This window comes from Microbispora sp. GKU 823 (genome assembly GCF_002027145.1).
Taxonomy (GTDB): Bacteria; Actinomycetota; Actinomycetes; order Streptosporangiales; family Streptosporangiaceae; genus Microbispora; species Microbispora siamensis.
Genome location: NZ_MWJN01000004.1, coordinates 1 through 12,559, shown reverse-complemented (window position 1 = coordinate 12,559; position 12,559 = coordinate 1). Strand labels below are relative to the sequence as shown.

At 69.8% G+C, this 12,559-nt stretch carries 10 protein-coding genes and 1 pseudogene; 8 read left to right on the top strand and 3 right to left on the bottom strand.

The genetic code is table 11. From position 1 onward, the window contains the following. Nucleotides 1-203: 203 nt before the first annotated feature. From B1L11_RS03560 to B1L11_RS03545, 4 genes are all read left to right on the top strand, one after another. Nucleotides 204-1,958: a glycoside hydrolase family 15 protein gene (locus B1L11_RS03560; RefSeq protein ID WP_079313253.1), complete on the top strand. Its 1,755-nt coding sequence runs from the start codon at nucleotides 204-206 to the stop codon at nucleotides 1,956-1,958. 115 nt (nucleotides 1,959-2,073) lie between these two features. After that, a complete protein-coding gene (locus tag B1L11_RS03555) occupies nucleotides 2,074-2,628 on the top strand; it encodes a hypothetical protein (protein ID WP_256862193.1) in 555 nt (184 codons plus the stop codon). Nucleotides 2,629-2,763: 135 nt separating this feature from the next. After that, nucleotides 2,764-3,537, top strand: coding sequence for an SDR family oxidoreductase (locus tag B1L11_RS03550; RefSeq protein WP_079313143.1), 774 nt, complete (start codon nucleotides 2,764-2,766; stop codon nucleotides 3,535-3,537). Nucleotides 3,538-3,707: 170 nt separating this feature from the next. Continuing rightward, entirely contained in the window at nucleotides 3,708-4,901 is a 1,194-nt protein-coding gene (locus tag B1L11_RS03545) for a low temperature requirement protein A (RefSeq protein ID WP_079313142.1), read from the top strand. 25 nt (nucleotides 4,902-4,926) lie between these two features. Here B1L11_RS03545 and B1L11_RS03540 read toward each other — a convergent pair whose 3' ends face one another. Then, the gene (locus B1L11_RS03540) at nucleotides 4,927-5,835 is read right to left on the bottom strand and encodes an RNA polymerase sigma-70 factor (protein WP_079313252.1); all 909 of its coding nucleotides are present in this window, start codon (nucleotides 5,833-5,835) and stop codon (nucleotides 4,927-4,929) included. A gap of 311 nt (nucleotides 5,836-6,146) precedes the next feature. Here B1L11_RS03540 and B1L11_RS03535 point away from each other — a divergent pair, with 311 nt between their 5' ends. Continuing rightward, on the top strand, nucleotides 6,147-7,721 hold the full coding sequence (locus tag B1L11_RS03535) for a hypothetical protein (RefSeq protein ID WP_079313141.1): 1,575 nt from the start codon (nucleotides 6,147-6,149) through the stop codon (nucleotides 7,719-7,721). A gap of 71 nt (nucleotides 7,722-7,792) precedes the next feature. Continuing rightward, nucleotides 7,793-8,464 carry a class I SAM-dependent methyltransferase gene (locus B1L11_RS03530; RefSeq protein ID WP_079313251.1) on the top strand — a complete coding sequence of 224 codons (672 nt, stop codon included), beginning with the start codon at nucleotides 7,793-7,795 and terminating at the stop codon, nucleotides 8,462-8,464. Here B1L11_RS03530 and B1L11_RS03525 read toward each other — a convergent pair whose 3' ends face one another. Next, complete coding sequence (locus B1L11_RS03525) at nucleotides 8,465-9,439, bottom strand: helix-turn-helix domain-containing protein (protein ID WP_079313140.1); 975 nt, start codon at nucleotides 9,437-9,439, stop codon at nucleotides 8,465-8,467. It abuts the gene before it with no gap. A gap of 145 nt (nucleotides 9,440-9,584) precedes the next feature. On the opposite strand from B1L11_RS03525, the gene B1L11_RS03520 reads away from it, so the two are divergent. Continuing rightward, nucleotides 9,585-10,379: an MBL fold metallo-hydrolase gene (locus tag B1L11_RS03520; protein ID WP_143736881.1), complete on the top strand. Its 795-nt coding sequence runs from the start codon at nucleotides 9,585-9,587 to the stop codon at nucleotides 10,377-10,379. Between the two features lie 119 nt (nucleotides 10,380-10,498). Here B1L11_RS03520 and B1L11_RS03515 read toward each other — a convergent pair whose 3' ends face one another. Next, nucleotides 10,499-11,719, bottom strand: a complete 1,221-nt coding sequence (locus B1L11_RS03515; protein WP_079313139.1) for an FAD-dependent monooxygenase — start codon at nucleotides 11,717-11,719, stop codon at nucleotides 10,499-10,501. A gap of 572 nt (nucleotides 11,720-12,291) precedes the next feature. Between B1L11_RS03515 and B1L11_RS03510 the strand changes: the two are divergent. Continuing rightward, nucleotides 12,292-12,559 (top strand): annotated as a pseudogene (locus B1L11_RS03510) (beta-mannosidase); the annotation flags it as partial.

Genomic DNA, 12,559 nt, shown 5'->3' with positions numbered 1-12,559 from the left:
CTCGTCCGCAACAGCGCCGTGCCCCGCCTGGTCACCTTCGTGCGGGTTTCAACGACGAGGCGACCGTAGGAAACCGGAAGTGAGAGCGCCGTAGTTTTGCGGCGTGCCTGGCCAGGGGGCACCTGGTCACCATGGGGGTTCCCGCCCTCGCGTGGAGACATGCCCGGGCGATGACGCGTTGCCCGGCGAGTAGCGTGGTCCACATGCGGATCGAGGACTACGCCCTCATCGGGGATACGCAGTCAGCCGCCCTCGTCGCTCGCGACGGATCGATCGACTGGCTCTGCCTTCCCCGGTTCGACTCTCCCGCATGCTTCGCCAAGCTCCTCGGCGACGAGTCCAACGGGTTCTGGCGGCTGGCCCCCGCCGGGCACGAGATGGCCACGCGACGCGCGTACGCCGACGACACGCTGATCCTCGAGACCGTATGGGAGACCTCCACAGGGACCGTCAAGGTCGTCGACTTCATGCCTCCCCGGCACGCCAACCCCGCCCTGGTCCGGATCGTGGAGGGCGTGTCCGGGACGGTGGACATGACCACAGAGATCAGCATCCGGTTCGACTACGGCAGGATCATCCCGTGGACCCGCCGCTTCGGCGGTCGTCTGCACGCCATCGGCGGGCCCGACTCGGTCTGGATCGACGCTCCCCTCGACCTGGAGGGAAGCGGCGACCGGCACATCGGCACCTTCACGGTCGCCGCGGGGGAACGCCGGTCGTTCGTGTTCACGTGGCACCCCTCGCACCAGCCGGAGCCCCACGGCATCGATCCCGGTGAGCAACTCGCCGAGACCAGCCGGTTCTGGGAGGAGTGGGTCTCCCGGTGCTGGCTCCCGGGCCGCCACCGCGCCGCCGTGGTCCGTTCCCTCATCACGCTCAAGGCGCTCACCTACAGCCCGACCGGCGGCATCGTGGCGGCTCCCACCACGTCGCTGCCCGAGCATCTCGGCGGGGTGCGTAACTGGGACTACAGATATTGCTGGCTGCGCGACGCCGCGATGACGCTCGACGCCCTGACCGAATCCGGGTACGTCACAGAGGCGGGCGCCTGGCTCGACTGGCTGCTCCGCGCCATCGCGGGCCGCCCGGAGGACCTCCAGATCATGTACGGCGTGGCAGGCGAAAGGCGCCTGCCGGAGCAGACGCTCGACTGGCTTCCCGGGTACGAAGGCTCACGGCCGGTGCGGATCGGCAACGACGCGGCCGGCCAGCTTCAGCTCGACGTCTACGGCGAGGTGCTCAACTGCTTCTACCGGGCCCGCAAACTGGGCTTGCCGCCCCACGACTACGCCTGGTCCACCGCCTGCCGGCTGATGGACTTCCTGGAGCGCAGCTGGGCCCAGCCCGACGAGGGCCTGTGGGAGGTCCGCGGCCCGCGGCGGCACTTCGTCCATTCCAAGGTCATGGCGTGGGTGGCGGCCGACCGGCAGGTGCGGGCGATCAAGGAACTCGGCCACACCGGTCCCCTCAGGCGCTGGCGGGCCATGCGGGACCGGATCCACGCCGAGGTCTGCACCAAGGGCTTCGACCGCGAGCGCGGCACGTTCACCCAGTCGTACGGCTCGCACGAAGTCGACGCGGCGCTGCTCCTCATCCCGATCGTCGGCTTCCTGCCCCCTGAGGACCGCCGGGTCACCGGCACGATCGAGGCGATCGAACGCGAGCTGATGACCGACTGCTTCGTGCTGCGCTATCCGGTCTCGGAGAGCAACGACATCGACGGCCTGCCCGGAGCCGAAGGCGCCTTCCTCGCCTGCAGCTTCTGGCTGGCCGAAGCGCTCAGCCTCGTCGGCCGCAAGGACGAGGCCATGGCCCTGTTCGAACGGCTGCTGGCCCTCACCAACGACGTGGGCCTGCTCGCCGAGGAGTACGACCCCGTCCAGGGGCGCCATCTGGGCAACTTCCCTCAGGCGTTCACCCACCTCCAACTCGTCCATACGGCCCTGGCGCTCTGCTAGGGACGGGGACCTCGGCCGGGGCGGGGCGACCCGTCCCCTCGGCGACCCCGGCCACGACGTAGTGGTGCGGTGCGATCGCGGCCATCCGGCCCGGTAGCAGCGCCAGGCACGCGGCGTGCGCCTCCTCCGGGGTGACCGGCGCGGCCAGGTGGCACACGATCCGGTGGCCGAGCCGTTCGTCCGGCACCGCCGAGGCCCAGGCACGGCCTTTTGCCTGGTCACCGGCCTGCGGGAGAGCCTGATCGTGATCGCCGTCGGGGCGTTCGGCATGTCGCTGGCGCTGACCCTGGTCAACGGCGTCTACGCCACGATCATCCAGGTCAAGGTGCCGCAGCGGTTCCACGGCCGGGTCATCGCGCTCAACACCCTCATCGCCTGGTCCACGTTGCCGATCGGCTTCGGCCTGGTCGCTCCGTACGGGACCTCGCTGTTCGAGCCGCTGCTCGCCCCGGACGGGCCGCTGGCGAGCACGGCCGGCCAGGTCGTCGGCGTCGGCGAGGGCCGGGGCGTGGCGTTCATGTACGTGGTGTTCGCGCTGGCCATCGCCGTGATCGCGCTGGTGGCGCTCAGGGTCAGGGTGCTGGCCCGGTTCGACCACGACGTGCCGGACGCGCCGCCGGACGACGTCATCGGCCTGGAGGCGGTCCGCCGGCGTACGGCCGTTCGCTGAGCCGCACCGGCCCGCGGGCAACCGTCAGCCGTCAGCCGAGGAATTTCGCGGCAGCTGTCACAAGCCCGGAGGCTGCCCGGTCTTAGCTGGCGACCGGGTGGCAACGAGGCGGCCCGGTGGACGAAAGGGATCGCGATGAAGATCGTGGTAATCGGCGGGACGGGCCTGATCGGGTCGAAGCTGGTGAAGAACCTGGGCGAGCAGGGTCACGAGGCGGTGGCGGCGTCGCCGAACACCGGCGTCGACACGCTGACCGGCGAGGGGCTGGCCGAGGTGCTGGCGGGCGCGCAGGTGGTGGTCGACGTGTCGAACTCGCCGTCGTTCGAGAGGGCCGCGGTGCTGAAGTTCTTCGAGACCTCCACGGGCAACCTGCTCGCGGCGGAGGCGGAGGCGGGCGTCGGTCACCACGTCGCGGTCTCGATCGTGGGCACGGAACGGATGCCCGACAACGGCTACTTCGCGGCGAAGATCGCCCAGGAGCGGCTGATCGAGAAGTCGGGGATCCCGTTCTCACTCGTGCACTCGACCCAGTTCTTCGAGTTCACCCGCGGCATCGCCGACGACGCCACGGTGGATGGCAAGGTGCACATGGCGCCCGTGCTGTTCCAGCCGATCGCGGGTGACGACGTGGCCCTGGCGGTTGGGCGGACCGCGGTGGGGGCGCCGTTGAACGGCAGGGTCGAGATCGCCGGGCCTGAGCAGTTCCGGATGGATGAGTTCTTCCGCCAGGCGCTGGCCGCCTGGGGCGATCCGCGCGAGGTGGTCACCGACCCGCACGCGCGTTACTTCGGCAGTGAGCTGGACGAGCGGTCGCTGGTTCCCCTTGACGACGACGCCACCCTCGGTACGATCCGCTACCACGACTGGCCCGGCCGGAACGCGACCGGAAAGCAGCCCGGGCGCTCGTAGGTCACCGCCGCACCCGCACTTCGGTCCCGTGTCCGGCTCTCCCCCGGAGGGCGAGCCGGAGCGGGCGGCATGTGCGATCTCGGTGCCGCGTTGTCACGGACCGTACGTTGCGAAGCGACAGGAGCAGGACCTTGCCACCAGCAGGCTCGACAATCCGGATCCGAATCCGGATGAGCGCTCGTGCCATCGATGAGCCGCACCGGGTTTCGAGTCAGCTGGAGCTGCTGTTCGACCTCACGTTCGTGGTCGCGGTCGCGGCCGTCACCGCGGAGTTCGCGCACGGCATCGCCGCCGGTCACGGCCTGGCCGGGCTGGTGCCGTTCTTGCAGGTCTTCTTCGCGATCTGGTGGGCCTGGATGAACTTCACCTGGTTCGCCTCGGCGTACGACACCGACGACGTCGCCTATCGGCTGCTGACCATGGTGCAGATGGGCGGCGTGCTGGTCCTCGCCGCCGGCGTGCCCGCCGCGGCCGGTCAATCGGACTACGGTGTCGTCACCCTGGGCTACGTCATCATGCGGATGGCGCTCGTCACCCAGTGGGTGCGAGCCGGTCTCGAAGACCCCGCCCGCCGTCGGACCGCCCTGCGCTACGCCGCCGGTATCGCCATCCTGCAGCTGGGATGGATACTTCGTTTCTTCCTGGCGGAGAACGGGGTGTTGCCCGCGTCGTCCGTGCTGCCGTTCTTCGTCGGCCTGGTCGTCCTGGAACTCGCGGTGCCGCGGTGGGCGGAACGGGCCGGGAGCACCAACTGGCACCCGCACCACATCGCCGAGCGCTACGGCCTGTTCACGATCATCCTGCTGGGCGAGAGCGTGCTCGCCACGACCAGAGGGGTCGAAGGAGCGCTCGAAACGGGCAAGATCAGCGGCCCCTTCGTCGTCGTCGCCGTCTCGGGCCTCGTCCTGCTGTTCGCCCTTTGGTGGCTGTACTTCCTCGGACCGGCGGGGGACGGTCTCGATGACCGGCGTCATCGGTCCTACCTGTGGGGATACGGCCACTACGGCATCTTCGCCGCCCTGGCCGCCCTCGGCGCCGGGCTCGAAGTGGCGGTGGAGCAGAGCGGGCACGACGTTGTGGCGTCGCCGCAGGCACTCGGCTACGCGGTCGCCGTTCCTGTCGGTGTCTATCTCGCCCTGCTGTGGGCGGTGCACGTGCTCGTCATCGCACAACCCGTCATGTTTCCCGTCGCGGTTCTGGGGTCCGTCGTCGTCGTCCTGTCGCTGCCGCTCGTGACGCCCTCGGTCGGCGTGGCCGCCGTGGTCGCGGCGACCGCAGCCGTCTGCGTTCTGCTGGTCGCCGTCACGATCTGGACGACAGCCGTCGCGGCCCGCGCTGAAGCGCGTCGTAACGACTCGCAGTGAAATGTCCCTCTTTGCGGCGTACGCACTATGTCGCGGCGGACAGCGCGGTGATCTTGGCAGGGTTCATCATCCACAGCACTTCGTCGATGCCCTCGGCGGAGGCGTTGACGGTGAGGACGGTGAACACCTCGCCGTCGTGGCGCAGCACAGCGGCCGCCTGCCCGTTCACGTCGGCCCATCCCACCTCGACCCCGGCCCAGAACCGGTCCGCGAACGCTCTGATGTACTTCGCGACCCGGAATGCGCCGATTACCGGGATGCGAGAGGCTCGGACGGCGCCGCCGCCGTCGGAGTAACTGATCACGTCCGCGGCGAGGAGCTCTTCCAGCGCGGCAAGGTCGCCGGAGCGGGCGGCGGCGACGAAGGCGGTGAGCAGTCTGCGCTGTTCGGCTCCGTTCACCGGCGCTCGGCGCCCGGAGACGACGCGTTTGCGGGCCCTGCTGACCAGTTGCCGCGCCGCGGCCTCACTGACCTCGATGATCTCGGCGATCTGCCGATAGGGGTAGTCGAACGCCTCTCGAAGCACGTAGGCCGCGCGTTCAGTGGGTGAGAGCTTTTCGAGCAGGAGCAGGACCGCGAAGCCGAGGGCTTCGCCGCGCTCGGCGCCGAGGTGAGGGTCGGCACTGGTGTCGACGGGTTCGGGAAGCCACGGGCCGACGTACGTCTCGCGGCGGACCCGCGCCGACTGCAGGGCGTTGATGGCGAGGCGTGTGGTCACCGTCGCCAGGAACGCCTCCGGGTCGGCCACGGTGCCGCGGTCGTAGGCCTGCCAGCGCAGCCACACGTCCTGTAGCAGGTCTTCCGCCTCGGTGGAGCTGCTCAGGATCCGGTACGCGATTCCGAACAGGCGTGGCCGCACGCTCTCGAAGACGGCCACCGCCCGGTCGAGATCGCCGGTCCCACTGAAGTGGCTCCCCGATCCGGTATCCCCCATGGTGATGGCCCCGTTCCGCCGGCGGATGGACCCGTACAGCCTTTCACCCACCCGGCCGGCACCCGCGACAGGGGGATCGCGGTTCGTGACACCGTGTTCGATCTCGTCGATGCGCCTCGCATCGGTCCATCAGTCGACTGCAGGGCCCGGCTTTGCACTCCGCCGCCTGAGCGGCGAGGTCGACCGGACCGACCGAGCGAGCGCCGGTTTCCCCGACAGGCATTCCGCGCAGAATTCAATTGCGTCCCGCGAGGACGGTGAGCCATCATTACGGGCATGATCAACGGGAAGGGCGGCCACCGCCCCAGCCGGTGAACGCCGGTACATGGAAGCTGGGCGACGAATCCATCGACGATCAGCCCACCTTCCTCGCACACGCACTCGCGATGTCTCTTCGGTACGGCCCCGGCCCCTGGCCCCGGGACGCCTACCAACTCCCCGACGACCCGCCCCCGCCCGCCGACGGCGGCCCGGTGATGACCAGTGTCGTCCTGGACGGCATACGCACCCACCACTTCGGCCCGGGGGAAGACGCCGCCGCGGTCACCGCGATCGCCGACCGGCTCGAGGCGCTCGTCGAAGCGGCGCCCAGCCACGAGAGCGTCGTCAAGCTCCACCGGCAGCTGTCCGGCCCGGACGCCCTGAGCGTCGTCGACGACCTCCTGGAAGAACTGCGCCGCCGTAAGCTGCCCAGAGATCGGTTGCGCCTGATCGGACGGCACCTGGCCGAACACGGCAGTCACCGCAACACCACGAAGATCGGCATCGCGCTCATCGGCGCCTGCGGCGACGAACGCGACCGCGACCTGCTGATGCTCCTCGGAACGCTGGAGGAATTCACCCTGTACGCGGTGGTGGCGCTACTGCGCACCCAGCGCGACCGGCAACGCGCGGTCTACGAGCTGGCCCGCCGTGTAGAGGACTGGGGTCGCATCCACGCGGTCGAACGACTCAAAGGCTGCGACGATCCGGAGATCAAGGGGTGGCTGCTCCGCGAAGGCTTCCGCAACGGCGTGATGAACGAGTATCTGGCCCATATCGCCGCCACCAGCGGCGACCTGTACTCGGCGCTGCTCGACTCCGAGGTGGACGAGGCCCTCCTCGACGGCGCAGGCGGCATCCTGGCCGCGCTCGCCGTCGGAGGACCGGCCGAGGACATGACGGACTACCCCGAGGCCGTCCCGTGCCTGGGCCGCTATGCCGACCTGATCGATGTCCGCGAAGCGAACTTGGACAGGCTGTCCGCCGTACTGACCATCACCGGATTCCTAAGGGATTCGGACGATGGACTGAACTGGGCCGACGGCGACCTGGTGCGGCTGCGCGACCGCTATGAGCGCATCCTCTCGCAGCCGCGATGGGCTGAGCTCGTGCTCGCCCTTCTGGCCGATCCCTCCGGTGAAGACTTCACGAGCGCCCTGTGGGCGGCGAGCCGGCTGCAGCTGCCGATGGTCCCGCAGATCCTCACGCGTCTCCAGGTGGAACCGCTGGACGCCTACGCGTGGGATGTCGTCATCCGCCATGCCTCACCAGACCAGGCCCGGCAGGTCACCGCCCTGGCCGAGCGGCTGCTGCCGCTGGAGGAGCTGGCGAACGGCCCCGGCGAGCATTTCGGATTCGGCTCCGACGCCGCGGCGGACCAAGCCCTGGAATCCATCGTCGGCGGCCTGGACGCCTTCCCAGGGGTCGGGCTGCCGCTCATCCGGGTCGCGCTGGTCAACCGCGTCACCCGGATCCGGCGTGCTGCCCTGGGTGCGTTGACCGCCTGGGGGCGGCAGGCCGTACCGGACAGGGCCGTCGAATGGGTACGCGCCGCCAGCGCGGTCGAGCCCCACAAGGAGACCCGCGAGGAGATGATCGCCTTCCTCTCGTCGCGAGACCGGTGACCCCGGCTCTCGCCGTCGGCATGAGCGGTTCGTTCAAGACCGGACGCCCTCGCGGTGCGAGCCTGCGGGGCATGACCGACCAGGCTTTCACTCCCGCGCTCGGACGCTTCGCGCCCACGCGTTTCTACGATCCCGTCGTCATGCTGACCCGGGAGCGGCTGTGGCGGGCGCTGACCGTCATGCACGTCGCGCCGCGACCGGAGGATGTGATCGTCGAAGTCGGATGCGGCACCGGGTCCACGGCGCTGTTGCTCAACCGCACCGAGCCGCGGGCGAGGGTGGTGGCGACAGACCCGGATCAGGGCGTGTTGGCGATCGCCCGACGCAAGGCCGAAGCCGTCGGCGCGACGGTGCGGTGGGAGACCGGGACGGGCGACGCGCTGCCGGAGATCGTGGGCGCCGGCGCGGCGGACACGGCGGTGTCCACCTTGGTGCTGTACCATCCGATGCCGCACCATGGGCGGCACCACAAGCGCCACGGCGCGGTGACAGACCTCGGCGGCGTCCACCATGGCGGCTTCCCCCTCGACGGCGACGATCTGGAAGGCGGCGTGGCGATGAAAGCCGCTGTCCCACGACGGCCCCTGATAGAGGGCGTAGCCGTGACCGACATCGAAACACGACGTCGTCGCCGTCTGGGCGAGGTCCGCTGCGGCGTTCACGAGGCCGCGCTGTCCTCGTCCGCCCTCGGGCCTGCTGCCCCCGGTTATGCCGTGCGTCATCGACGCGTCGTCCGTCTCTGATCAGGCAGTGCGGGCTTGGAAGGTGTCGCGGTAGGTCTGCGGAGCGACGCCGAGGATGCGGCGGAAGTGAGGGCGCAGGGCCACGCCGTTGCTGAAGCCGACGTTGCGGGCGATGGCGTCAACGCTGAGGTCGGTGGTCTCCAGCAGTCGCTGGGCCTGCATGATCCGTTGGGTCAGCAGCCATTGGAGTGGAGAGGTGCCGGTGAGTTCACGGAATCGGCGGTCGAAGCTTCTGCGGCTCATCAGGGCGTGTCTGGCCAGGGAGTCGACGTCCAGGCCGGGGTCGTCGAGGTGGCGGATGGCATGGCTGAGGATCTCGCCGAGCGGGTCGTCGGTGTCGGGGTCGGGCAGCGGGTGCTCGATGTACTGCGCCTGGCCGCCGCCGCGTTGCGGAGGTACGACCATGCGACGCGCGATGGTGTTGGCGACCTGGGCGCCGAACCGGCGCCGAACCAGGTGCAGACAGGCGTCGATCCCGGCGGCGGTCCCGGCCGAGGTGATCAGGTCGCCGTCGTCGACGAACAGCACTGTGGCGTCCACCTTCACCTCGGGGTAGGCGGCGGCGAGGGCGGGTGCGTAAAGCCAGTGGGTGGCCGCGCGGCGGCCGTTCAGCAGCCCGGCGGCGGCGAGAACGAACGCGCCACGGCACAGCCCGACGACGGTGGCGCCGTCGGCGTGCGCGTCACGCAGGGCGGCGAGCGCCGGTTCCGGAGGGAGTTGGGCCGGGCCGCGCCAACTCGGCACGACGACGGTGGCGGCGTCGGCCAGCGCGTCCAGTCCGTACGGCGCGGTCAGCCGGATCCCACCGGTGGTGGTGAGCGGGCCGGGATCACCGCAGACGGCGCGCAGGTCGAAGCGGGGGACGCCCATGTCGCTGCGGTCGGCGCCGAACACGCTGATCGGGACGCTGGTCTCGAACAGTGGCGCCTGATCGAACATCAGCACCGCGATGGTCAGCGGATCACGTCGGCTCATCGCTCCTCCGGGGTTGGCTTGAACCTATCGCATAACGGCTTTCACGCCACTCACTCTCCGGCAGCCGTACGTTCGATGATCGTCCGCGGGACGGTCCCACCGGACCGGCCGCCGACGCTCACACTCCGCCGCACAAGGAACTGTCATGACCATCGCATCGCAGATAAGCGTCCACGCCCTCGGCGGGCCGACCGCGATCCTGGAGATCGGCGGGCTGCGCCTGCTCACCGACCCCACCTTCGACCCTCCCCGCGAGTACGTGACGGGCCCGGGACGTGTCCTGGTCAAGACCGCGCACACCGCGCTGACCCCCGCCGAAGTCGGCCACGTCGACGCCGTGCTGCTCTCCCACGACCAGCACAGGGACAACCTCGACGTCAGCGGTCGCGACTACCTCGGCCAGGTCCCGCTCGTGCTCACCACCGCCGGCGCGGCCGACCGGCTGGGCGGCACCACCCGCGCCATGCCCGTCTGGGAGCACGTGGACCTGCCCCGACCCGACGGCTCGGCGCTGCGCGTCACCCGGGTGCCCGCCCTGCACGGCCCCGAGGGCAGCGAGCCCATCGTCGGGGAGGTCGCCGGATTCGTGCTGTCCGGCCGTGAAATACCGACCGTGTACGTCAGCGGCGACAACGCCTCTCTCGACATCGTCGCCCGGATCACCGAACGGTTCGCGATCGACGTCGCCATCCTGTTCGCCGGAGCGGCCAAGACCGCTCTCCTCGGCGACGCCTACCTGACCCTCACCAGCGCCCAGGCGGCCGAGGCCGCCCGGATCCTCGGCGCGTCGCACGTCGTCCCGCTGCACTTCGACGGCTGGCGCCACTTCACCGAAGGGGCAGACGCACTCGCCGAGGCCTTCGCCCAGGCCGGGCTGACCGACCGGCTCACCCTCCTGCGTCCAGGCCGGCACGCCGCACTCACGGTCGCGACCACCTGACCGACAGCGCGCTCACGACCGAGCAGCGCGCCCGCTTGCGAGGTCAGCGTCGCAAGCGGCCTACCGTACTGTCCTCCATGGTCGTGCTGTCGGGGGTGCTGCTGTCGGATTCGGTACGGTCAGGGGAGCGCAACGTCGATGTTCTTGGCCCGCATGTCCTTGTTGTTGAACATTTTCCTGCCCATGGCCTTTCCGACGCCCGGCATCCGCATCAGGCGCATCATCCCCGCGCGCAGGAGCTGCTCCTTGCGGTCATGTGGGGTGAAGATGCGCCGTCCGGGCAGGGCGCTTTCCTGCTGCAGGTGGATGAACGGCCTCATCCGCGCCTCCCAGGCCCGCAACGCCCCGGGCACGTCACCGGGATGGCGCTGCACCATGGTGCCCAGCAATTCGCCGCCGGCCATGCCGCTGGAGGCGCCCATGCCCGCGTACAGGGTGACGCACCAGGCGGAGTCGCCGATCAGGACGACCCGGCCGCGGTGCCAGCGGGGCATCTTGACCTGCTGCACCGAGTCGAACAGCGCATCGGGTGCCTGCTCGTAGCGCTTCAGCAGCCCTTCCAGCAGGGGTCCGGTCGGTTTGGGGCCGTAGGCGGCGCGGATGGACTCGATGGGCGGGCGGCGGAACTCGGCGTCGACGTCGTCGGTGCGGTAGGAGAACAGCAGGCTCGGGGCGTGGTCGGCGAACGGGAAGGCCCACACCGAACGACCCGGCTCGGCGAGAACCAGGCCCTCGTGCAGGCCGAAGCCGTCGACCGGGCCGTCCAGCACGGTGGCGCCGACCATGTAGTTCAGCGGGTGGAGGTACTCCTCGGGACCGAAGACGAGCCCGCGTACCGTCGAGCGCATGCCGTCGGCGCCGATCACCAGGTCGAAGCGCTCGGTGACGACGGTGTCCGCGGCCGTGTCGTGTAGCGTCACCTCCGCCGCGGCGTCGTCCTGGGCGATGTGGGTGGGCACGGTGGAGTAGCGGATCTCCACATCGTCCGGCAGTGCCGCGAACAAACCCTGCTCCACGTCGCCGCGCAGCAGCGGCCGTGGGCCTCCGGCCATGGCGAAGGGGTTCAGGCCGGGACGGCGGCGCCCCGCGCGGTCCACCTCGTAACTGGTGACATGGGGCCCGCTGCGGTCACCGATGGCCTCCAGCACGCCCAGCCGCCGGGCCGAGGCGATACCGGCGCCGAACAACATGATGAAGTAGCCGCCGGAGCGGCGCGCGGGTGCCCGTTCCGCCACCACCGGCTCCCACCCGACCTGGCGCAACCGCAACGCGGTGGCGATGCCGGCGATCCCCAGTCCGACCACCAGCGCCCGGCCGCCGGGCTTGCCGACGTCTGACATGACGACTCCTCTCATCGGCTTCCACACCAATGCTAGGAGACAGACTGACCAAGTTGGTTCTATTGGTCAGTTTTAGCTTGGGTTGGAACGATTCCCACTCCCGTCGGGACGCCTGGTCGGGGTCGCGCAGCGGCAGGACGCCGGTGGGACCGAGGCCGGAGCGACCGGATCCCGCCGATCAACCTGCCGTTTATTTCTCTGGGCTCCAAACTATTGACGGCGCTTCCGCTGGTATGTGAGCCTCCCTTTTCAGAATCTCCATGCACCTGGGAGCAGGACGGTCAGGGTCCCCGCCTGGTCGTGCATGGCCGGTTGTCCGTGCTCGGAGGAAAAACCGTCCATGCGAACATTCGCCCACCTGCTCGTGGTCGCCCCGTCGCGGCCGGTTTCTCACCTCGAGTCAGTCACTGTCGTCACAGTGAGCGCGGCCACCGGGGCATCCGTCGGGACCCCACCACGAGGTAGGTACATGAAGAACAAGCTCGTCGCCCTCGGCGCCGCCGTACTCGCGGCCATCGCGTCGATCCTGGTCTCGGTCCAGCCCGCGTCCGCGGCAGTTCCAGTCCGGCGAGGTGGACCACGAGACGATCCTGTCCGAAGCGCAGTCGCGCGGCCTCGGCTGGATCGCCTGGTCGTGGAGCGGCAACAGCGACCCGATCCTGGACATGACGGTCAACTTCGACCCCAAGCAGCTCACCGCCTTCGGCACGAGGATCTTCAACGGCGCCAACGGCATCAAGGCGACCGCCAAGGAGGCGTCGATCCTACAGGCGGCAGCAGCCCCTCAACCGTCGCCCAGCGCCCTCGCCCGGTCGAAGTCGCCGTCACCACCCTCGCCCG